Source organism: Phytobacter diazotrophicus, from assembly GCF_052061655.1.
Classification (GTDB): domain Bacteria; phylum Pseudomonadota; class Gammaproteobacteria; order Enterobacterales; family Enterobacteriaceae; genus Phytobacter; species Phytobacter diazotrophicus.
This window is the reverse complement of record NZ_CM125428.1, coordinates 390,007-413,019: the sequence shown is the minus strand read 5'-3', so window position 1 is coordinate 413,019 and position 23,013 is coordinate 390,007. Positions and strand designations below refer to the sequence as shown.

Sequence of the window (23,013 nt, the reverse complement as noted above, 5' to 3'; positions counted from 1 at the left end):
TATCGCGGTTTAATAGTGATGATAAAAACTATTCTCATTATCATTGTATGAGTGGAGTGACACTCATTGCTGTGCTGGCTAACTAACTGGTTTCATGCGCTTTACTGGCGCATGGTGGGAATGTTGTTTGCGATACAGATAAGTAGGTCCTATGCAATTCTCTCCTGACAGTGCGTGGAAAATAACGGGGTTCTCTCGCGACATTAGCCCTGCGTGGCGCCAGAAACTCCTCTCATTAGGCATGTTGCCCGGCTCATCCTTTAATGTCGTGCGCGTAGCCCCCCTTGGTGATCCTATTCACATTGAAACCCGACGCGTTAATCTGGTCTTGCGTAAGAAAGATCTCGCGTTTCTGGAACTGGAAGCCGTTTCCCGCTAATGGCCCGGCCATGAAAGAGAGAGAAGAACAATGAAAAAATTGACCGTGGGATTAATTGGTAATCCTAATTCCGGCAAGACCACATTATTCAATCAGTTAACTGGCGCGCGCCAGCGCGTGGGGAACTGGGCGGGTGTCACGGTTGAGCGCAAAGAGGGGCAATTCTCTACCACCCACCATCAGGTTACGCTGGTCGATTTGCCCGGTACCTACTCCCTGACCACTATCTCGTCACAGACCTCACTGGATGAGCAAATTGCCTGTCACTACATTCTGAGCGGCGATGCGGACATCCTGATTAACGTCGTGGATGCCTCAAACCTCGAGCGCAACCTCTATCTCACGTTGCAGTTGCTGGAACTGGGCATCCCCTGCGTGGTGGCGCTGAATATGCTGGATATTGCCGAGAAGCAAAAAGTCCGCATTGATATCGACGCCCTCTCCGCTCGCCTCGGCTGCCCGGTTATTCCGCTGGTGTCCACCCGTGGCCGCGGTATCGACGCGTTAAAAATCGCGCTTGATCGTCATCAGAAAAATAAACAAATCGAGCTTGTCCACTATGCCCAGCCGCTTTCGCGTGAAGCCGATGTACTGGCGCAAGGCATGGCCGCGGATATGCCCATCCAACAACGTCGCTGGCTGGGCCTGCAAATGCTGGAAGGCGATATCTACAGCCGCGCTTACGCTGGCGATGCCGCCCACAAGCTGGATATTTCACTGGCACGCCTGCAGGATGAAATCGACGATCCCGCACTGCACATTGCCGATGCCCGTTATCAAACCATTGCCGCCATTTGCGAGGCGGTCAGTAACACCCTGACGGCGGAATCCAGCCAGTTTACGGCAGCCGTTGACCGAATCATTCTGAACCGCTTCCTTGGCTTACCGATTTTCCTGTTTGTGATGTACCTGATGTTCCTGCTCGCCATTAACATCGGTGGCGCATTACAGCCGATTTTTGATGCGGGTTCAGTGGCGATTTTCGTCCACGGTATCCAGTGGCTGGGCTATACGCTGCATTTCCCGGAATGGCTGACCGTTTTCCTGGCTCAGGGGCTGGGCGGTGGTATCAACACGGTGCTACCGCTGGTACCGCAAATCGGCATGATGTACCTGTTCCTCTCATTCCTTGAAGATTCCGGCTATATGGCACGTGCGGCCTTCGTCATGGACCGTTTGATGCAGGCGCTGGGGCTGCCGGGTAAATCCTTCGTGCCGCTGATTGTCGGCTTTGGCTGCAATGTTCCCTCGGTGATGGGGGCCAGAACCCTGGATGCGCCACGTGAACGGCTGATGACCATGATGATGGCGCCGTTTATGTCCTGCGGCGCGCGTCTGGCCATTTTCGCTGTATTCGCGGCGGCCTTCTTCGGCCAGCAGGGGGCGTTACTGGTCTTTTCGCTATACGTGCTGGGCATTGTGATGGCAATCCTTACCGGCCTGATGCTCAAACACACCATCATGCGTGGCGAAGCGTCACCGTTCATTATGGAACTACCGGTCTACCACGTGCCGCATCTGAAAAGTCTGGTGCTGCAGACCTGGCAGCGTCTGAAAGGGTTTGTGCTGCGGGCCGGTAAAGTCATTGTGATCGTGAGCATTTTCCTCAGTGCTCTCAATAGTTTCTCTTTGAGCGGTAAAACGGTCGATAACATTAACGATTCTGCGCTGGCGTCAGTAAGCCGCGTCTTTACCCCCATACTGGAACCGATTGGCGTGCACGGTGACCACTGGCAGGCGACCGTTGGCCTGGTGACGGGGGCAATGGCGAAAGAAGTGGTAGTCGGGACGCTCAACTCACTTTATACCGCCGAACACATTCAGAAAGCGGAATTTAATCCCGCAGAATACAACCTCCCTGACGAACTTCTCGCCGCACTCAACGAGACCTGGAGCAGCCTGAAAAACACCTTCAGTCTGAGCGTACTGGCCAACCCTATTGAAGCCAGCAAGGGCGACGGTGAGATGGCAGAAGGCACTATGGGCGTGATGAGTGAGAAATTCGGCAGCGCCGCTGCGGCCTACAGCTACCTGATTTTCGTCCTGCTCTACACCCCGTGCATATCCGTAATGGGCGCCATTGCCCGTGAATCGAGCCGTGGCTGGATGGGGTTCTCCGTGCTGTGGGGGCTGAATATCGCCTATTCACTTGCCACGCTGTTCTATCAGACCGTGAGTTTTGATGAACACCCGGTTTACAGCCTCACCTGTATTCTCGCGGTGATCTTGTTCAATGTCATCGTGATTGGCGGTCTGCGTCGCGCCAGAAGTCGCGTGGATGTGAATCTACTGGCCAGTCGCAAAACCGTCGCCAGTTGTTGTGAAAGCCCGGCGGGTGATTGCCACTAAGGACACGAAAAATGGCATCGTTAATTGAGGTTCGCGATATGCTTGCTTTACAGGGTCGGATGGAAATCAGCCAGCTCTGTAACGCGCTGCATCTTTCCCGGCCAATGGCCGATGCCATGCTGACGCGCATGGAAGCCATGGGCAAAGCAGTACGTATTCAGGAAGAGGCGGACGGCTGTCTGAGCGGCGAGTGCAAACAATGCCCGGAAGGAAAATCGGCCTGTCAGCGTGAATGGTGGTCACTGACAGGATGTTGATAGCGGGTCAGGCGACCCGCTCATAACATTACTTATAGACATCCGCCGTAGCATGGATGTCTTTTTCATTCTTCTCGCCGCTGGTAACAACGAAATATTTGCCGCCCAGCTCATCCGCTTTTTTCGACAGCTCTTTTTTCGCGTCCATGGGTGCCGAGGTATCAGACGTGGTAATCGTCCCCACTTTTGTCAGATTCATACCCGCGACCTTATCTTTTTCGAGTTCCTGCGCCGCCATAACGCCAAACGACAGGGAGCCAATCACCAGAGATGCAACAATACCTGTAACAAGTTTCATAGACTTGATTCTCCTCGGTTTTTTAGATTGTGATGCTGCGGTAAAAAAGATAAGCCAACCGCAGCAACGTTCTGAGTATTGTCGTGAAACAGCATTTTTTCCAGGCGGCGCAATAATTACACGTCGAAACTATTAAATTCCGTCAATGCACTGCAGAAATCGTCCGGGTGAGAAATAAAAGGCGCATGAGCTGCTTTAGGAAAGATCAGCGACTGGCTTTGTGGCCAGCGCGCATCCAGTGCGGCAACAATTTTGCGCGGCACCAGCCCATCTAATCGCCCGTAAAGTCGCAAGAAGGGAATTTCCAGCCCTGACAGTGCATCGCGCAGATCTTCTGTTTTGAGGATCTCCAGCCCACCGTTCAGCACCTCTGCTGAGGGCATCGGTAACGACAATACCGCCTGCTTGAGCTGACGCGCATCCTGACGGGCTGTCTCCGTACCCATCGTCTGCAGAGCCAGGAAGCGCTCTACCGTACGTTGAAAATCCTCGCTGAGCTGTCGCTGGAAACCGGCCAGCACATCCGGTTTGATACCAGGCCATTCATCCTGCGCGCCAAAACAAGGGGATGAGGCGACCGTCACCAGTCCGCTAACACGCTCAGGCGCAAGAAGCGCAATCTTGCTTGCGACAAGCCCGCCGAGGCTCCAGCCCAGCCATACAGCGCGCTGCGGTGCCTGTGCCAACACGCGCTCCGCCATCTCTCGCAATGTCATTGCCGAAAATGCGCGACTGCGACCATATCCCGGCAGGTCCACCAGATGCAGTGTAAATTGCGAGCTTAGTTGCGGCACAATGCAATCCCAAACCTGCGCGTTCAGCCCCCATCCGTGCAGCAGCACAAGATGGCAATTTCCTTCGCCTTTGGTTTCCCACCAGATGTTGTTCATCAGTTATCGTTCTCTTTCTTAAAACAGGGAGGGTGAACATGCTAACAGCGCCGGGCTTGTGCTGGCTATGTCGAATGCCGCTGGCGGTAGCGCACTGGGGCTTGTGTTCCTGCTGCACTCGGGCGGTGGTAGCACCCCTGTCCGTTTGTCCAGCCTGTGGTTTGCCTGCCGCGAGCCGGACACTGCCTTGCGGCAGGTGCCTGCAAAAACCGCCGCCGTGGCAATGTCTGGTGGCGGTCAGCGATTACGCATTGCCATTGAGTATGCTGGTGCATCAGTTCAAATTCGTGCGACGACCCGAAATGGCAAATGCGCTGGCCCGGCTGCTGGTACTGGCAGTCATCAACGCACGCAGAACAACACGGTGGCAGAAGCCCGATATGCTTATCAGCGTACCGCTTTATCGGCATCGCCAGTGGCGCAGAGGATATAACCAAAGTGATCTGCTCTGTCGTGCCCTTGCCCACTGGTTATGCTGTCGCTATGAACCGGGCGCCATTGTCCGCATTCGGGCAACGTCCATTCAGCATCATCTCAGCGCCCGGCTACGCAAACGCAACCTGAAAAATGCCTTTCGCCTTGAATTGCCCGTCCAGGGACTCCATATGGTTATCGTGGATGATGTCGTTACGACCGGCAGCACCGTCGCGGAAATAAGTCGGTTGCTCCTGCGCAACGGCGCGGCGTCTGTTCAGGTATGGTGCCTTTGTCGAACCTTGTAGACCCTCGATGATGGGCGTATTATAACCAAGTAAAATAGTCAACTATTAGGCCATTGCTATGATCCGTATCTCTGATGCTGCGCAAGCGCATTTTGCTAAACTGCTGGCAAATCAGGAAGAAGGGACACAAATCCGTGTATTTGTGATTAACCCAGGCACACCAAACGCTGAATGCGGCGTCTCTTATTGTCCGCCAGATGCAGTGGAAGCAACTGACACCGCCCTGAAATTTGAACAACTGACCGCCTATGTCGATGAGTTAAGTGCACCGTACCTGGAAGATGCGGAAATTGATTTTGTCACCGATCAGTTGGGCTCCCAGCTCACCCTGAAAGCACCAAACGCGAAGATGCGTAAAGTGTCCGAAGACGCGCCGCTGATGGAACGTGTTGAGTATCTGCTGCAATCGCAGATCAACCCGCAACTGGCAGGTCACGGTGGCCGCGTCACGCTGATGGAAATTACGGATGAAGGCTATGCCATCCTCCAGTTTGGCGGCGGTTGTAACGGCTGTTCAATGGTGGATGTAACGCTGAAAGAAGGGATCGAAAAGCAGTTGCTTAACGAATTCCCGGAACTGAAAGGCGTACGCGATCTTACCGAACACCAGCGCGGCGAGCACTCCTACTACTAAGCTGCCTCTTATCCGATGCTCTCCCGATGCGGGAGAGCATGTTACCTGTATCTTTCCCCGCCATATCGCGCCTCTTTTTTGCACTCATTTCCAGCCTGGAATATGACCGGTATCTCACTTCGTAAATTTTGACCCGCAGGGTGATTCTCTTTTCACGAATGTTACCCGTATCATCTGTGCCAGTACCAAAAATATAAAAACATCCAGCTATCCTTTTAAAAAGTGGATGTAAGGCATATCGGTACTCCAGCGCTTCGTTTTTACAGGGCTAAAACCTGCAATAACCGCTGAAAACTGACGTTACCCATAACAAATTAAGGCCAGGTAAATCATGCCATTAGTCATCGTTGCTATCGGTGTAGTCTTGTTGTTGTTATTAATGATCCGCTTCAAATTGAACGGATTTATCGCTCTGATCCTGGTGGCACTCGCCGTCGGTATGATGCAGGGCATGCCTCTGGACGCAGTTATCAAATCTATCAAAGCCGGTGTGGGCGGAACGCTGGGCAGCCTTGCGCTGATCATGGGCTTCGGTGCCATGTTGGGTAAACTGCTGGCGGACTGCGGCGGCGCACAACGCATCGCCACAACGCTGATTGCAAAATTTGGCGAAAAACACATTCAGTGGGCCGTCGTACTGACCGGCTTTACCGTGGGTTTTGCGCTGTTCTATGAAGTGGGCTTCGTCCTGTTACTGCCGCTGGTTTTCACTATCGCTGCCGCAGCCCGTATCCCGCTGCTGTATGTGGGTGTCCCGATGGCGGCCGCGCTTTCCGTTACCCACGGTTTCCTGCCTCCACACCCTGGCCCGACCGCAATCGCTACCATTTTCCATGCGGACATGGGTAAAACGCTACTCTACGGTACGCTGCTCGGTATCCCGACAGTGATTCTGGCCGGCCCGGTCTATGCCCGTTTCCTGAAAGGCATCGACAAGCCGATTCCGGAAGGCCTGTATAATAAGAAAACCTTTACCGAAGAAGAAATGCCGGGCTTTGGCGTCAGCGTCTGGACCTCTCTGGTACCGGTGGTACTGATGGCGCTGCGTGCGGTTGCAGAGATGCTGCTGCCGAAAGGCCATGCGATTCTCCCTTACGCTGAGTTCTTCGGCGATCCGGTGATGGCGACCCTCATTGCGGTACTGATTGCCGTTTTCACCTTCGGCCTGAACCGTGGTCGTTCCATGGACGACATCAACGAAACGCTGACCAGCTCAATCAAAATCATTGCCATGATGCTGTTGATCATCGGCGGTGGCGGCGCATTCAAGCAGGTTCTGGTAGATAGCGGCGTGGATAAATACATCGCTTCGCTGATGCACGAAACCAATATTTCGCCAATCTTTATGGCGTGGTCAATTGCCGCCGTACTGCGTATCGCGCTGGGTTCTGCCACCGTTGCAGCCATTACCGCAGGCGGGATTGTTGCGCCGCTGATTGCCACCACTGGCGTGAGCCCTGAGCTGATGGTTATCGCGGTTGGTTCCGGTAGCGTGATTTTCTCTCACGTGAACGATCCAGGCTTCTGGCTGTTCAAGGAGTACTTCAACCTGACCATCGGGGAAACCATGAAGTCCTGGTCCGCACTGGAGACCATTATCTCTGTCTGCGGTCTGGTTGGCTGCCTGCTGCTGGGAATGGTGGTGTAAGCTCTACCGTTCAACTGGCTGTTAAAAGGAGAACCCGCCGGATGGCGGGTTCTTTGTATTTACTTCTTTACTTCTTTCCTGCCGCTTTCCGGCGTTTATCCAGGTCTTTAATCAGCTTGTTGACGTTCTCATCGGCAAACATTTTTTCCAGTGACACGGCGAGCTTACGCCGCCAGTTTTTGTACTGGTAGCTGGTGCCCGGAATGTTCACCGGTCCGGCCATATCCAGCCAGTCTTCCGGCTGCAGCCCCAGCAACGCACTATTACTGTCAGCGATATAGCGTTGCATACCACGATTCAGTACCGCACTCATCGGCATACGTGAGGCTTTATGCCCCACCCGTTTTGGCAAACAGCCATGGGCATGAAGCGCATCCAGCAGCCCCTGTTTTGCCAGTTCGCGATCGAGATACAGCCCACGTAGCACCACTTCATCCGGGTACAGACCCAGCGTTTTACCGAGCGTCAGGTCACCACTTTCCCAGTATCCCCGCAGCGTCGGCAAATCATGAGTGGTCGCCACCGCCATTGACTGGGCCGGGTAAGCTTTAGGGGCACGGTAACGCTTCTCGTGGTCATTTTCAAAATAGAGGACTTTGTAGGAGTAAACGCCGCTGTCACGCAGCTTGCTTACGATCTCCACCGGCACCGTCCCCAAATCTTCGCCAATGACCATGCACTGATGACGCTGACTTTCCAGCGCGAGGATCGACAATAGATCGTCCACCGGGTACTGCACATACGCTCCGTGATCCGCCGTTTCGCCATACGGGATCCACCACAGACGCAGCATCGACATCACATGATCGATACGCAGCGCGCCACAGCTTTTCATATTGGCGCGCAGCAGCTCAATAAAGGGTTCGTAAGCGCGCGCGGCGATAATGTGCGGGTCCATCGGCGGCAACCCCCAGTTTTGCCCCAGCGGGCCGAGAATATCCGGCGGTGCCCCCACAGAGGCTTTCAGGCAGTACAACTCACGATCGCACCAGGTTTCCGAACCGCCTTCGGCAACGCCCACGGCGAGATCCCGGTACAACCCAATGGGCATATTGTGACCCTGGCTCTCCTGCCAGCACTCGGCAAATTGCGTATACGCCAGCCACTGCAACCACAGGTAAAAGTTCACTTCATCGGCATGACTGTCGCAAAAGGCTTTAACCGCCGGGCTGTCGGTTGACTGAAAACCTTCCGGCCAGGCAGGCCAGCCCCAACGTAGCGGATCTTCTTTCACCTGGTTGGCATGTAGCGCATCAAATGCCGCCTGCCAGTACAGACTTTCCCCCTCTTCCTTCACGAAGGCGTGAAACGCAGCGCGCAAATCGTCATCATCTTTACGCTGTGAAAACTGCACCCAGGCCAGGCGTAATGCCGCCAGTTTGAGGGCGGTCACACCTGCGTAATCGACAAACTCCGCGTCGCGAGCGGCATCCAGCGCCTTGCGCGTCGTAGGGAGTTTCCACCACGCCTGCGCCTCTTTGCTCAACTGAAAATCTTCTACCGCATTAACATCGATATAAATGATATTCAGCCAGCGGCGAGAGGAAGGACTGTAGGGGCTGGCGCTTTCCGGGTTGGCCGGATAGAGGGCGTGAATAGGGTTCAGGCCGATAAACGCGCCACCGCGCTGCCCCACCTCGCCCAGCATGACTTTCAGATCGCCAAAATCGCCGATTCCCCAGTTACGCTCAGAACGCAAGGTATAAAGCTGTACACACGCCCCCCAGAGCTTTTTCCCTTCCAGCAGCGCCTGCGGTTCATAGCAGCGCTTTGGGGTAACAATTAAGCGACAATGCCAGCTCTGCTCACTTTGACGCAGCGTCAGGGTGTGATACCCCTGCGGCAACTTCGTTGGTAGGGTGAGGTTTTTCCCTGCGTCGACCAGACCTTTATGCTGCTGACCGTCTTCGGTAGTGATTATCCAGTTGAAAGTACCGTTTCCCTCAATCGGCAATGACTTCTTCTTTCCCTGGGTGTGCACCAGCACATTTGGGACCGGCGTTACCGCGACAGGTGTCGCGGTAACAGCGTGCATAGCGTCAAGCAAACGTCGTTTGGTTTCCGCACCAATAGACTGTGGTTTGCCATGCGCATTGATGTAATCCGGGCTAATTCCCGCCGCCAGCGCGGCATTATCAAGACGTTTGCTCACTATGGCTTTTCCTTAGCGTTTTGCCTGCCAGATACGGGTTTGGTAATCACGGATCGAACGATCCGAACTGAACATGCCGCAACGTGCGGTATTCAATATTGTAGCCCTCGTCCAGGCTTCTTCATCGCGATAGAGCGTATCAACCCGTTTTTGCGCTTCAACGTAGGCGGCGAAATCCGCCAGAACCAGATAGGGATCTCCGCCCTGCTTACCGATGCTGTGCAGCATCTGGTCGAACGCATGCTTGTCGCCCTCGCTGTATTTGCCGCTCTCAAGTTCTTTAAGCACCGCATCCAACAGCTTGTCTTTCTTACGCCATTTCACCGGATCATAGCCTTTGGCTTTCAACGCCTTCACCTCTTCCACGGTATGACCGAAGATGAAGATGTTTTCATCGCCAACCTGTTCGGCAATCTCCACGTTGGCACCGTCAAGGGTTCCGACGGTGAGCGCACCATTCAGCGCCAGCTTCATATTGCCGGTACCCGAGGCCTCTTTACCTGCGGTAGAAATTTGTTCAGACACATCTGCCGCCGGGATAAGACGTTCCGCCGCCGAAACGCAATAATCCGGCAGGAAAACCACTTTCAGCTTATCGCCCACCGTCTTATCGTTATTGATTACAGCGGCCACTTTATTGATGGCGTAAATGATGTTTTTCGCCAGGTAGTAGCCCGGCGCGGCTTTCGCACCAAAGAGGAATACGCGTGGTACGCGGTCTGCCTGCGGATTTTCACGAATCTCTTTATACAGCGCCACAATATGCAGCAGGTTCAGATGCTGGCGTTTATATTCATGCAGGCGTTTGATTTGAATATCAAACAGCGCATGCGGATTGATCTCAATGCCGGTACGCGCTTTGACGAACGCCGCAAGCTGCACCTTATTTTCCTGTTTTATAGCGCGATATTGCGCGCGGAATTTCGCATCGTCGGCAAATTTCTCCAGATTAATAAGCTGGTCGAGATCGTTCGCCCACTCATTTTTCAGCGACTTATCCAGTAATGCCGCCAGCGCCGGGTTGCACTGTTTAATCCAGCGACGCGGTGTAATACCATTAGTAACATTGTGGAATTTCGTCGGCCACAGTTGGTGATATTCCGGGAACAGATCTTTGACGACCAAATCTGAGTGCAGTGCCGCAACGCCGTTCACCGCAAAGCCGCCGACCACACACATATTGGCCATCCGCACCTGTTTGTTGTGCACCACCGCCAGTTTCGCCCACACGTCCTCATCGCCAGGCCAGGTTTGCTCAACCAGTACCTTAAAGCGATCGTTAATCTGTTTGATGATTTGCATATGGCGAGGCAGCAGCGCTTTTACCAGTTTTTCATCCCAGCACTCCAGCGCTTCCGGCATCAGCGTATGGTTGGTGTAGGCGAAGGTTTTGCTGGTAATAGCCCAGGCGTCATCCCAGCTCAGTTGATGTTCGTCTATCAGCACGCGCAACATTTCCGGGATCGCAATGGTCGGATGCGTATCGTTAAGCTGAATAACTTCAAAGTCCGGCAACTGGGCAATTTTGCGCCCGGCAAGGTGATGACGACGCAGAATGTCCGCCACGGAGCAGGCACACTGGAAATATTGCTGCATCAGACGCAGCTTCTTGCCCGCCTGGTGATTGTCATTCGGGTAGAGCACCTTGGTCAGTTTTTCTGCATCGATGCCCTGCTGCTCGGCACGCAGGAAATCACCGTCGTTGAATTTGGTCAGATCGAACGGGTGCGCATGGGTTGCCTGCCACAGTCGCAGCGGCTGCGCCACACTATTACGATAGCCCAGTACCGGTAAATCCCAGGCTTCGCCGACAATCGTAAATTCCGGCGTCCAGTGGCCGTCTTTACTCACTTTACCGCCAATCCCCACCTGCACGTTCAATTGCGCATTATGGCTAAACCAGGGGTAGCTGCGACGCTGCCAGTCATCCGGCGCCTCTTTCTGCTGACCATCGTCAAAAGACTGACGGAACAAGCCATACTGATAGTTCAGGCCATAGCCGGTGGCAGACTGGCCTACCGTTGCCATCGAGTCCAGGAAGCACGCCGCCAGGCGTCCTAACCCACCGTTACCCAGCGCCGGGTCGGTCTCTTCTTCCAGCAGATCGCTCAGATTGATACCGCTTTCCTGCAGAATATCGCTCACCTCTTGATACCAGCCAAGGTTGAGCAAGTTGTTACCCGTCAGGCGACCAATCAGAAATTCCATTGAAATATAGTTTACATGGCGCTGGTTTTTCGCCGGTTTAGCCAGCGGTTGTGCCACCAGCAATTCTGCCAGCGCGCCGCTAACGGCCTGCCACCACTGGCGAGATGTCATCTCCTGGGCTGTGTGCAAACCAAAATGTTGCCACTGACGCGTCAGGGCCGCCTCAAATTGCGCTTTGTTAAACGTGGGCTTTGACATAGAGAATTCGGATCCTGTAATTGAAAAAACAACGTTAGCGCTAGTGTGCCAGGCTCATGAAACGACTTCCTCATCCTGCCAGGGATTCAACGGGGAGGAGCAGCAGGGATGAGCGAAAAGTGTGATCTCTGCCACCTAAAGTTAGCTGTTTTTTTAAGCATTCTTCAAGCATTTACTGCCTCAAGCGGGAGGAAAAAACACGGCGATGCGTCGTTCACTTACCGTGGGGATAACGGGGGAGAATGTCAAAGAATTGAAATATTGTTTCAGGGAAATTATCACTCGCGACATCAACATAATTTGAGTAAATAATATTTTCTTAAATGATAATTTCGCCTTTTGCTATTTGTGCGATTACCTCGCCGTTTTGGGAAATATTTCACCAAAGCCCCCAAAAGATGCAAAACTATTTCGCCTTATTTTGACGCATTTTGCTGCAAATCGGGCTGCATGCCCTTTCGCCACGGGTGCTGTCTCTTTATTCACTACTCAAATAGAAATGTGACATAGTGCAAATTCACAATCGTCAGATCCGGACATAACTTGCAATAATTCGGAATTTATCCGACCTTATTTATATTAATTACGAAGCGCAAAAAAAATCGTTTTTCCCCTTTGTCCTCACAGTGAAGTGATAACTATGTTGATTCCGTCTAAATTAAGTCGCCCGGTACGCCTCGACCATACTGTCGTTCGTGAGCGTCTGTTGGCTAAACTTTCCGGCGCGAACAATTTTCGGCTTGCGCTGATCACTAGCCCTGCTGGGTACGGAAAAACAACGCTCATTTCCCAATGGGCTTCCGGTAAAAATGACGTGGGCTGGTTTTCGCTGGATGAAGGCGACAACCAGCAGGAACGTTTTGCCAGCTATTTCATTGCTGCTATTCAACAGGCCACGGGGGGGCATTGCGTCACCAGTGAGGCGATGGCGCAAAAACGCCAGTACGCCAGCCTCTCTTCCCTCTTTGCTCAGTTGTTTATTGAGCTGGCAGAGTGGCAACGCGCGCTCTATCTGGTGATAGATGATTACCACCTCATCACCAACCCGGTGATTCATGAAGCCATGCGTTTTTTCTTGCGCCATCAGCCGGAAAACCTGACGCTGATTGTGCTGTCGCGCAATTTACCGCAGTTAGGCATTGCCAATCTGCGCGTACGTGAACAACTGCTGGAGATCGGCAGCCACCAACTGGCCTTTAATCATCAGGAAGCGAAGCAATTTTTTGATTGCCGCCTGACTTCCCCCATCGAAGCGGCAGAGAGCAGCCGTCTGTGTGATGACGTTGCCGGCTGGGCCACCGCGCTCCAACTCATTGCCCTTTCCGTACGCCAGAATCACAGTGCCGCGCAGCAATCCGCTCGTCGTCTGGCGGGCATCAACGCCAGCCATCTGTCCGATTATCTGGTGGATGAGGTGCTGGATAATGTCGATGCCAGCACGCGTCTGTTCTTACTGAAAAGCTCGCTATTACGCTCGATGAACGATGCGCTGATTGTCCGTGTCACTGGCGAAGAAAATGGTCAGATGCGGCTGGAAGAAATTGAGCGTCAGGGGTTATTCCTGCAGCGCATGGATGACTCCGGCGAATGGTTCAGCTACCACCCGCTGTTCGGCAATTTCCTGCGCCAGCGCTGCCAGTGGGAACTGGCGACTGAACTGCCGGAAATTCATCGCGCGGCGGCGGAAAGCTGGATGGCACAGGGATTCCCCAGCGAAGCCATCCACCACGCGCTGGCGGCGGGCGACGGCATTATGTTACGGGACATTCTGCTGCATCACGCCTGGGGCTTATTCAACCATAGCGAACTCAGCCTGCTGGAAGCCTCGCTGAAAGCACTACCGTGGGAGAGCCTCCTGGAGAACCCGCGCCTGGTGCTGCTACAGGCCTGGCTGATGCAAAGCCAGCATCGCTACAGCGAAGTGAATACCTTGCTGGCCCGTGCTGAACAGGAGATGACCACCCAAATGGACGCCTCCCTGCACGGTGATTTCAACGCATTGCGCGCGCAGGTCGCGATCAATGATGGCGATGCCGCCGAAGCGGAACGCCTGGCGATGGTGGCGCTCGATGAACTGCCGCTTGCCAATTACTACAGCCGTATTGTCGCCACGTCGGTACACGGTGAAGTGCTGCACTGCAAAGGGCAACTGACCAACTCGCTGGCGTTGATGCAGCAAACCGAGCAGATGGCACGCCGCCATGACGTGTGGCACTACGCCTTATGGAGCCTGATTCAGCAGAGCGAAATTCTGTTTGCGCAAGGGTTCTTGCAGGCTGCCTGGGAGACCCAGGAAAAAGGCTTTGTCCTGGTGCGCGAACAGCACCTTGAGCAGTTGCCGATGCACGAGTTCTTACTGCGCATTCGTTCGCAACTGCTCTGGGCCTGGGCGCGTCTTGACGAATCCGAAGCCGCCGCTCGCCAGGGGATGGAGGTTCTCGCCTCCTTCCAGCCGCAGCAACAGTTACAGTGTCTGGCGCTGGTGATTCAAAATTCGCTGGCCCGTGGTGACCTGGATAATGCTCGCGCGCATTTGCACCGTCTGGAGAACTTGCTGGGTAACGGCCAGTATCACAGCGACTGGGTGTCAAACGCCGATAAAGTCAGGGTGATTTACTGGAACATGACGGGCGATCGCAAATCAGCAGCGCAGTGGCTTCGCCAGACGCCTAAACCCGAATTCGCCAATAACCACTTCCTGCAAGGGCAGTGGCGCAATATCGCCAGAGCGCAAATTCTGCTTGGCGATTTCGACCCGGCTGAAATGGTGCTTGAAGAGCTCAATGAGAACGCCCGCAGCTTGCGCCTGATGAGTGATTTGAACCACAACCTGCTGTTACTGAATCAGTTGTACTGGCAGTCCGGGCGTAAAAACGACGCACAGCGCGTGCTGCTTGAGGCACTGCAACTGGCCAACCGCACCGGGTTTATCAGCCACTTTGTTATTGAGGGCGAGGGCATGGCACAGCAACTGCGTCAGCTTATTCAACTCAATACACTGCCGGAACTCGACCAGCACCGCGCGCAGCGTATTCTGCGTGACATCAACCAGCATCACCGACATAAGTTCGCCCATTTTGACGAAAGCTTCGTTGAACGCTTACTGAACCATCCGGAAGTGCCGGAGTTGATCCGCACCAGTCCGCTAACCCAGCGAGAGTGGCAGGTACTGGGGCTAATCTACTCAGGCTACAGCAATGAGCAGATCGCCGGTGAACTCGCCGTGGCGGCGACCACCATTAAAACGCATATCCGTAATTTGTATCAGAAGCTGGGGGTTGCCCACCGTCAGGATGCCGTATTGCATGCCCAGCGGCTGCTGAAAATGATGGGGTACGGCGTCTGAGTATCAGGTCGGGCTGCGCAACGCCGCCCGACGCGACTGTTTAGCATAACTCTAACTGGACGTTATTACTGGTGATCACCTGCATGACGCCAGCGGGTGGCATGATGTCGGTGTAAACGGCATTGACCATACTGATACTGCCCATGTTGACCATCGCGTTGCGTCCAAACTTCGAGTGATCCACCACCAGCATCGCATGGCGCGAGTTTTCAATGATCGCCCGTTTGGTGCGCACTTCATGATAGTCAAACTCCAGCAGCGAACCATCAGCGTCAATGCCGCTGATGCCAAGAATGCCGAAGTCCAGACGGAACTGAGAAATAAAGTCCAGCGTGGCTTCGCCTACAATCCCACCGTCACGGCTACGCAACTCGCCGCCAGCGAGGATGACGCGGAAATCTTCTTTTTTCAGCAGCGTGTTCGCCACGTTGAGGTTGTTCGTCACCACGCGTAAATCGCTGTGATCGAGGAGCGCGTGCGCCACGGCTTCCGGGGTGGTGCCAATATCAATAAACAATGTTGCGCCGTTTGGGATCTGACTGGCCACTTTACGGGCAATCCGTTCTTTCTCTGCCGTTTGCGTCGCCTTACGATCGTGCCAGGAGGTATTAACGGAGCTTGAAGGTAGCGCGGCGCCCCCGTGGTGGCGCAGAATTTTGTTTTGATCGGCCAGATCGTTCAGATCGCGGCGAATAGTCTGCGGACTTACCGAGAATTGCTCTACCAGTTCTTCCGTGCTGACATATCCCTGCTGTTTAACCAGTTCAATGATCGCATCATGACGTTGTGTTTGTTTCATGAAATGTCTCTGGATAATTATGTTCGTTTTCGCGCATTCAATGTATCTACCAGCGCCATCGCAAGGCCAATCAACAGCCCACTGGTGTGTGCGCCGATAGCCGTATCCACTGCTGAGATGCCAAACCAGTCAGCAACCAGTAACACGACCGTAAAAATAGCCAGTCCACGAGGCAGCCAGACCGGGCGTTGCGGGTCCAGCTCACCACGTAGCCACACATAACCAATCAATGCATAGACCACACCTGACAGACCACCAAACCACGGGCCAGCCAGTTTGTACTGTAAAAAGCCGCTCAGTAACGCGCTGATAAGGGTAATCACCACCAGCTTGCCGCTTCCCAGGCGTTTTTCCACCGCTCCGCCAAGATACCACCACCAGAACAGGTTAAAGATGATATGAACCAGCGAAAAGTGCATTAGCGCATGGCTAAAATAGCGCCAGGCTTCAAATTGCACCGAGGCATCATAGGGCCAGGCAAGCCAGACCATCACATCCTGATCGCTATACAGATTCATCAGGATAAAGACCAGGACGCAGGCCGCAAAGACAGAGAGAGTCATTGGCCCACCCCGTTCCCTCAGCGCCGCGCGCAGGGTAAAACCACGGTACTGCAGACCGCTGCCCGTCTCGCCGGATTGCCAGCTTGCGGCGAGATAACGCGGATCGGTGGGGTTTTCCAGAAAACGCGCCAGTTCAGCTTTCACGCGCTCTGCCTGGCTTTCGTCCGCCAGCCAGATATCGCATTGTGAGTGGTGTTGAATCGTAAGAATGACGCCCTGGGTTTGCATGTAATCAACAAACGCCTGGGCGACACGCGGATTGGTAAATGATGTAATCATCAACATGGCAGGCGGTCGCTTTGTCTCTGGAAAAGAGCACAGTATAGCGGCAGAGTCTTCACTCTCTAAAGGGATCCCTGCTCGACTTCCGCTGGAAAATGACGGTGCCAGGCATCAAAGCCGCCATCAACACTGAATACCGCATCATAGCCTTGCTGGAGCAGGTATTGAGCCGCGCCTTTACTGCTATTGCCGTGATAGCACATCACCATCACCGGAGTATCGAAGTCGGTTTCGCGCATAAACGCACCGAGAGTATCGTTTGTTAAATGAAAAGCGCCCGGCGTATGGCCAATCGCGTAGCTTTGCGGGTCACGAATATCGACCAGTACCGCCTGCTTAAGCTGCAGTTTCTGGTGGGCTTCTTCAACATTAATACAGACAAAATGATCCATTCTGATCTCTTTTCTTTTTCGTATGGCAGGTGGTACGCCTGCTTCCTTTCTACACAATTAGGGAGGAAAAAACAGGCAACATAAGTTTACCGCTTAGTGTACGTCCTCCTGGCGGAGAAACACCATTATGTTATGTATATCACTCTAAATTGTTTTTCTGATGTTACCAAAAGCGCGATCCTTTGCTATTATGAGCGATATCGAACATTTGTGAGCTTTAACGAAAGCGCGTGAGGGCAGCATGGAAACCAAAGATCTGATCGTTATTGGCGGGGGCATCAACGGTGCCGGTATCGCGGCAGACGCCGCCGGGCGAGGTTTATCCGTGCTGATGCTGGAAGCCCAGGACTTAGCTTGCGCAACTTCCAGCGCCAGCTCAAAATTGATTCATGGTGGCCTGCGCTACCTTGAACACTATGAGTTTCGGCTGGTTAGCGAGGCGCTGGCTGAACGTGAAGTGCTGTTGAAAATGGCACCGCACATCGCCTTTCCGATGCGTTTCCGCTTACCGCATCGCCCGCACTTACGTCCGGCATGGATGATCCGCATCGGTCTTTTTATGTACGACAACCTGGGTAAACGCACCAGTTTACCCGGATCGCAAAGTTTGCGTTTTGGCTCAGAATCGGTCCTCAAACCTGAAATCGTGCGCGGTTTCGAATATTCTGACTGTTGGGTCGATGATGCCCGTATGGTCCTGGCAAATGCGCAGATGGTTGTGAAAAAAGGCGGCGAAGTACGTACCCGTACGCGTGCTGTCTCTGCAAAACGTGAAAACGGTCTGTGGATTGTTGAAGCGGAAGATATCGACACCGGGGAAAAATTTAGCTGGCAAGCACGCGGTCTGGTCAATGCCACCGGCCCATGGGTTAAACAGTTCTTTGATGACGGGATGCATTTGCCGTCTCCGTATGGCATTCGCCTGATTAAAGGCAGTCATATTGTGGTTCCGCGCGTTCATTCACAAAAGCAGGCCTACATTCTGCAAAACGAAGATAAACGTATCGTCTTCGTGATCCCGTGGATGGATGAGTTTTCTATCATTGGTACAACCGATGTGGAATATAAAGGCGACCCGAAAAACGTCGAAATCGATGAAAGTGAAGTGAATTACCTGTTGAAGGTCTATAACGCGCACTTTAAAAAGCAACTGACGCGCAATGACATTGTCTGGACTTACTCCGGTGTGCGCCCGCTGTGTGACGATGAGTCCGACTCTCCACAGGCAATCACTCGCGACTACACGCTGGATATTCACGATCAGGACGGTAAAGCGCCGCTGCTGTCCGTCTTTGGCGGCAAGCTTACGACCTACCGCAAGCTGGCTGAACATGCGATGGAAAAACTGGCCTCCTACTATGAAGGTATTGGCCCGGCCTGGACCAAAAACTGTGTATTGCCCGGTGGGGAGCTGGGGGGCGATCGCGATGACTACGCCGCGAAACTGCGTCGTCGTTACCCGTTCATTACCGAGTCGCTGGCCCGCCATTATGCCCGGACTTACGGCAGCAACAGCGAGCTGATTCTGGGGCAGGCAGGCTCAATTGAAGACCTGGGCGAGCATTTTGGCCACGAGCTTTACGAAGCCGAACTGCGTTACCTGGTTGAACATGAATGGGTGCGCCGTCTGGACGATGCTATCTGGCGTCGTACCAAACTGGGCATGTGGCTCAATGCCGAGGAGCAGTCACGTGTGGCGCAGTGGCTGACCCGCCACAGTAAAGCGGAATTATCGCTGGCCTCTTAATCTTGAATGCCCCCGCTGACGCACGTTCAGCGGGTTTCTTTTAGGATGCTAGTTTGCCGGACTGTGCAACGGCACGTAACCCACATCCTCCACCAGCGCCTGCCCCTGCGGACTTAAAAACCACGCCACCAGCTTTTGCGTTTCCGCCGTTGGGTTTTCACGCGTCACCATATAAACGTCCACAACGAAAGGGTATGTCTCGTTACGAATGTTCTCTTTCGTCGGCGCGACGCCATCGATGGCTAATAACTTGATACCCGCACTGGCATTCATCTTCGTGGCAAAGTAGCGGAAGGTGTAACCGATCGCCCCTTTGCTGTTTTGGTACTCAGCCACTTTACGGATCACGCCCCCCATCCCCCTCGCCACTTCGGTCTCTTTTGGCGGCAGCATGGGCGTCTCTTTCATCACTTTCGCCAGCATCGTGGACTGACTTCCGGAATCTTCCGGCCGTTGCCAGACTTCGATATCTCGCGCGTCACCGCCCACATCGCTCCAGCGTGTCGTTTTGCCACTGAAAATGTCGCGCACCTGCTGCTGAGTCAGACTGTCGACAGGGTTATCGGCATGTGTAATAAACACAAAGGCTTCGCGAGCAAACGGCGTGTAAGTCAGATTGACCTTCGCCGCCTGTGCCCGCTTTTTCTGCCCCTCAGAAGGTTGGGCGACAAAGATGATATCGGCTTTATCGGCAATAATATTTTTATAGGCATCTGGCGTGCGTGACAGGGACAGGCAGCAGGCCTGAACCTGATAAGAGGTCATGTCGTCCGGAAAACTGTTCAGCGCAAAGAAGGCCGAGGCGTATAGCGGGTAGGCTGCGGTCGCACCATCAAGGCGTGGGTGTTTGTCCAAAAATGTAAAGGGAGCGGCCCCGCGCAACGCCGTGAGTTTGTTATTGGGCCTGTCAGGGTAATAATCCCGGCGATCAAGAGATTCACTGACGGCAGGCTCACTTGTTAGCCGGGGAAATTTCTGCTGTCGTAACGCCGCCTGCCAGCAGGCCACCAGACTCAATATAATCAGCGCTAACACCAGTAGATTTCGCAAGCAAAGCGATGCGCGAGAATCGGGCGCGTAGCGATGACGCCAGTAACAGCCGAGGGTAAAGCAGGCCTGGGTACCCACCGGGATAATCACCATTGCCCAAAACCAGCCGGTTAATAGCGCAATAAGGTTAATGCCCATCCAGGGTAGACCGAGTTTCAACATTAGCCCGAACCAATGGCTGCTAAAGCTCAGGCCAGACCGTTGCATGATGACTATCCAGCACAGCAACACGAGCAGCGCAGGCAGCAGTAACAAACTCTGGCGTAAGGCATTGTTCTCTTTCGGTTGGGTAAAGCGCGCCCACAGCCAGCCCATAAGAAACATCATGACGCCACCCAATGCGTAAAACACGCATGTGGCGATATCACCGTTCGCAAATGAGCGTGGAAGATCCAGCGCAATAAGCGCTTTTTTGAGTAACTCCTGAACAAATAAACACGCCGCAGCCGCACCATGTGCTAACAACGGAACGCCAATAAACATCAATAAAAGCGATCTGACCCACCATCCGAATCCCATATCCTGCCACCTCATCCTTGTTTGTCGGCCAATTATAAAGGCGCGACCTGGTAGCTCATCCCCCTTCATATTCTGAAAAAAAACGGAGCCCTGAGGCTCCGTAAGATATTTATGGCGAAAACGAAGGTAACTTACAGGCGTACCGGATCGATATGCCAGATCTGCTCGGCATACTCCTGAATCGTTCGGTCAGACGAGAAGTAGCCCATATTAGCGATGTTGTGCATCGCCTTCGTAGTCCACTCTTCCGGGTTACGATAGAGCTCATCTACTTTGTCCTGACAGTCAACGTAGCTGCGGTAATCGGCCAGTACCTGATAATGGTCGCCAAAATTAATCAGCGAATCCACAAGGTCACGATAACGTCCCGGATCATTCGGGCTGAACAGGCCTGTCGCAATTTGCGTGAGTACCTGATGCAGCTCCTCATCTTTTTCGTAGTATTCGCGCGGTGAATAGCCTTTACGGCGCAGCTCTTCAACTTCTTCGGCGGTATTACCAAAAATGAAGATGTTATCCGCTCCCACATGCTCAAGCATTTCTACGTTCGCACCATCCAGCGTACCGATGGTCAACGCGCCATTGAGGGCAAACTTCATGTTACTGGTGCCGGATGCTTCCGTCCCTGCCAGCGAAATCTGCTCAGAGAGATCCGCCGCCGGAATGATCACCTGCGCGAGACTTACGCTGTAGTTGGGAATAAAGACCACTTTCAGCTTATCGCCAATCTGCGGATCGTTGTTGATCACCGCCGCCACATCATTGATAAGGTGAATGATGTGCTTCGCCATGTAATACGCCGACGCCGCTTTACCGGCGAAGATATTGACGCGCGGTACCCACTCCGCTGTCGGGTCTGCTTTGATACGGTTGTAGCGGGTGATCACGTGCAGCACATTCATCAACTGACGCTTATATTCGTGGATACGTTTAATCTGCACATCGAAGAGCGCTTTCGGGTTGACCACCACATTAAGCTGCTGACCTATTACCGCCGCCAGACGCTTTTTGTTCTCCAGCTTGGCATGGCGAATCGCCTGGTTTACCGTCGGGTAGTCGATATGCTGTTCCAGCTCGCTGAGCTGACTCAGATCGGTACGCCAGGTGCGGCCAATATTCTCATCCAGCACGCCTGACAACGGTGGGTTCGCCAGTGCCAGCCAGCGACGCGGTGTGACGCCGTTGGTCACGTTCGTAAAGCGCATCGGGAAAATGTTGGCGAAATCGGCAAACAGGGACTGCACCATCAGGTTGGAGTGTAATTCGGACACGCCATTCACTTTATGGCTCACCACCACGGCCAGCCACGCCATGCGCACGCGACGCCCGTTCGACTCATCAATAATCGACACACGACTGAGCAGGTCAATATCGTTAGGGTACTGTTCCTGAATAGTTTTCAGGAAGTAGTCATTAATTTCAAAGATGATTTGCAGGTGGCGCGGCAGGATCTTACCGAGCATATCAATCGGCCAGGTTTCCAGCGCTTCGCTCATCAGCGTGTGGTTGGTGTAAGAGAACACCTGGCAGGTGACTTCGAACGCTTCATCCCATGAGAATTTATGCTCATCAATCAGCAGGCGCATCAATTCAGGGATCGACAATACCGGGTGGGTATCATTCAGGTGAATCGCGGTTTTCTCCGCCAGATTGGCGTAGGTTTTGTGGAGCTGGTAATGGCGGCTCAAAATATCCTGAACGGTTGCCGACACCAGGAAGTACTCCTGACGCAGGCGCAACTCCCGGCCAGAATAGGTCGAGTCATCCGGGTAGAGCACGCGAGATACGTTTTCGGAGTGGTTTTTATCTTCCACCGCCGCAAAATAATCACCCTGGTTAAATTTACCCAGGTTGATTTCGCTACTCGCCTGCGCATTCCACAACCGCAGGGTGTTGGTCGCGTCGGTATCGTAGCCAGGAATAATTTGGTCGTAGGCCACGGCCAGAATCTCTTCGGTCTCCAGCCAGTTAGACTTTTTACCTTCCTGCTGCACGCGTCCGCCAAAACGCACTTTGTAGCGGGTGTTATGGCGTTTGAATTCCCATGGGTTACCGTATTCCAGCCAGTAATCCGGGGACTCTTTTTGCCGACCATCAACAATGTTCTGCTTGAACATGCCGTAATCGTAGCGAATACCATACCCGCGTCCAGGCAGCGCCAGCGTTGCCAGAGAATCCAGGAAGCAGGCCGCCAGGCGCCCTAACCCCCCGTTACCCAAACCTGGATCATTTTCTTCGTCAATCAGCTCTTCCAGATCCAGCCCCATCTCTTCCAGAGCGTTTTTGACATCGTCATAAATACCTAATGACAACAGTGCATTGGAAAGCGTGCGGCCAATCAAAAACTCCATCGACAGGTAGTAAACCTGGCGCATTTCCTGAGAGAGCTGTGCACGGTTGGAACGTAACCAGCGTTCTACCAGGCGGTCACGCACCGCAAACAGCGTGGCGTTCAGCCAGTCATGCTTGTTGGCGATAACGGGATCTTTACCTATGGTAAACATCAGCTTGTAGGCGATCGAATGTTTTAACGCTTCGATGCTCAGTGTGGGTGATGCATATGTAAAAGGTGCATTCATA

17 protein-coding genes are annotated in these 23,013 nt (G+C 53.5%); 8 read left to right on the top strand and 9 right to left on the bottom strand.

Features of this window, described 5'->3' with window-relative positions:
* Positions 1 to 151 precede the first annotated feature (151 nt).
* Genes feoA through feoC form a run of 3 tightly spaced genes read left to right on the top strand, consistent with a single transcriptional unit; the run spans position 152 to position 2,985 of the window.
* Positions 152 to 379 (top strand): ferrous iron transporter A, encoded by a 228-nt coding sequence (gene feoA, locus ACS0RQ_RS01890; protein ID WP_193794541.1) that lies wholly within the window; start codon positions 152 to 154, stop codon positions 377 to 379.
* Positions 380 to 409: 30 nt separating this feature from the next.
* Positions 410 to 2,728, top strand: coding sequence for a Fe(2+) transporter permease subunit FeoB (gene feoB, locus ACS0RQ_RS01885; protein WP_271849273.1), 2,319 nt, complete (start codon positions 410 to 412; stop codon positions 2,726 to 2,728).
* A gap of 11 nt (positions 2,729 to 2,739) precedes the next feature.
* Positions 2,740 to 2,985 carry a [Fe-S]-dependent transcriptional repressor FeoC gene (gene feoC / locus ACS0RQ_RS01880; protein WP_271849274.1) on the top strand — a complete coding sequence of 82 codons (246 nt, stop codon included), beginning with the start codon at positions 2,740 to 2,742 and terminating at the stop codon, positions 2,983 to 2,985.
* Between the two features lie 28 nt (positions 2,986 to 3,013).
* Here the strand turns inward: feoC and ACS0RQ_RS01875 are convergent, their stop codons facing one another.
* Positions 3,014 to 3,283 (bottom strand): YdgH/BhsA/McbA-like domain containing protein, encoded by a 270-nt coding sequence (locus tag ACS0RQ_RS01875; protein ID WP_041851374.1) that lies wholly within the window; start codon positions 3,281 to 3,283, stop codon positions 3,014 to 3,016.
* 116 nt (positions 3,284 to 3,399) lie between these two features.
* The gene (gene bioH / locus ACS0RQ_RS01870; protein ID WP_271849275.1) at positions 3,400 to 4,173 is read right to left on the bottom strand and encodes a pimeloyl-ACP methyl ester esterase BioH; all 774 of its coding nucleotides are present in this window, start codon (positions 4,171 to 4,173) and stop codon (positions 3,400 to 3,402) included.
* 38 nt (positions 4,174 to 4,211) lie between these two features.
* Between bioH and gntX the strand changes: the two genes are divergently transcribed.
* From gntX to gntT, 3 genes are all read left to right on the top strand, one after another.
* Complete coding sequence (gntX, locus tag ACS0RQ_RS01865; protein WP_271849276.1) at positions 4,212 to 4,895, top strand: DNA utilization protein GntX; 684 nt, start codon at positions 4,212 to 4,214, stop codon at positions 4,893 to 4,895.
* 58 nt (positions 4,896 to 4,953) lie between these two features.
* Positions 4,954 to 5,529, top strand: coding sequence for a Fe-S biogenesis protein NfuA (gene nfuA, locus ACS0RQ_RS01860; protein WP_041851371.1), 576 nt, complete (start codon positions 4,954 to 4,956; stop codon positions 5,527 to 5,529).
* A 331-nt stretch (positions 5,530 to 5,860) separates the two neighbouring features.
* Positions 5,861 to 7,177: a gluconate transporter gene (gntT, locus tag ACS0RQ_RS01855; RefSeq protein WP_041851370.1), complete on the top strand. Its 1,317-nt coding sequence runs from the start codon at positions 5,861 to 5,863 to the stop codon at positions 7,175 to 7,177.
* Between the two features lie 67 nt (positions 7,178 to 7,244).
* Here gntT and malQ read toward each other — a convergent pair whose 3' ends face one another.
* Both malQ and malP read right to left on the bottom strand, forming a co-directional pair.
* A complete protein-coding gene (gene malQ / locus ACS0RQ_RS01850; RefSeq protein WP_271849383.1) occupies positions 7,245 to 9,332 on the bottom strand; it encodes a 4-alpha-glucanotransferase in 2,088 nt (695 codons plus the stop codon).
* A gap of 9 nt (positions 9,333 to 9,341) precedes the next feature.
* Positions 9,342 to 11,735 carry a maltodextrin phosphorylase gene (malP, locus tag ACS0RQ_RS01845; protein WP_271849277.1) on the bottom strand — a complete coding sequence of 798 codons (2,394 nt, stop codon included), beginning with the start codon at positions 11,733 to 11,735 and terminating at the stop codon, positions 9,342 to 9,344.
* Between the two features lie 640 nt (positions 11,736 to 12,375).
* Here malP and malT point away from each other — a divergent pair.
* Entirely contained in the window at positions 12,376 to 15,081 is a 2,706-nt protein-coding gene (gene malT / locus ACS0RQ_RS01840) for an HTH-type transcriptional regulator MalT (RefSeq protein ID WP_334633421.1), read from the top strand.
* A 40-nt stretch (positions 15,082 to 15,121) separates the two neighbouring features.
* On the opposite strand, the gene ACS0RQ_RS01835 is transcribed toward malT, so the two are convergent.
* From ACS0RQ_RS01835 to glpE, 3 genes are read right to left on the bottom strand one after another with little or no spacing between them, the layout of a single operon-like run.
* Complete coding sequence (locus ACS0RQ_RS01835) at positions 15,122 to 15,880, bottom strand: DeoR/GlpR family transcriptional regulator (protein WP_041851366.1); 759 nt, start codon at positions 15,878 to 15,880, stop codon at positions 15,122 to 15,124.
* 17 nt (positions 15,881 to 15,897) lie between these two features.
* Complete coding sequence (gene glpG / locus ACS0RQ_RS01830) at positions 15,898 to 16,728, bottom strand: rhomboid family intramembrane serine protease GlpG (RefSeq protein ID WP_271849279.1); 831 nt, start codon at positions 16,726 to 16,728, stop codon at positions 15,898 to 15,900.
* A gap of 59 nt (positions 16,729 to 16,787) precedes the next feature.
* A complete protein-coding gene (gene glpE / locus ACS0RQ_RS01825) occupies positions 16,788 to 17,117 on the bottom strand; it encodes a thiosulfate sulfurtransferase GlpE (protein WP_090083957.1) in 330 nt (109 codons plus the stop codon).
* Positions 17,118 to 17,358: 241 nt separating this feature from the next.
* Between glpE and glpD the strand changes: the two genes are divergently transcribed.
* The gene (gene glpD, locus ACS0RQ_RS01820) at positions 17,359 to 18,864 is read left to right on the top strand and encodes a glycerol-3-phosphate dehydrogenase (protein WP_041851363.1); all 1,506 of its coding nucleotides are present in this window, start codon (positions 17,359 to 17,361) and stop codon (positions 18,862 to 18,864) included.
* A 48-nt stretch (positions 18,865 to 18,912) separates the two neighbouring features.
* Here the strand turns inward: glpD and ACS0RQ_RS01815 are convergent, their stop codons facing one another.
* Both ACS0RQ_RS01815 and glgP read right to left on the bottom strand, forming a co-directional pair.
* Positions 18,913 to 20,433: a PstS family phosphate ABC transporter substrate-binding protein gene (locus tag ACS0RQ_RS01815; protein WP_271849280.1), complete on the bottom strand. Its 1,521-nt coding sequence runs from the start codon at positions 20,431 to 20,433 to the stop codon at positions 18,913 to 18,915.
* Positions 20,434 to 20,564: 131 nt separating this feature from the next.
* The gene (glgP, locus tag ACS0RQ_RS01810; protein WP_334633425.1) at positions 20,565 to 23,012 is read right to left on the bottom strand and encodes a glycogen phosphorylase; all 2,448 of its coding nucleotides are present in this window, start codon (positions 23,010 to 23,012) and stop codon (positions 20,565 to 20,567) included.
* Between the last annotated feature and the right edge of the window lies 1 nt (position 23,013).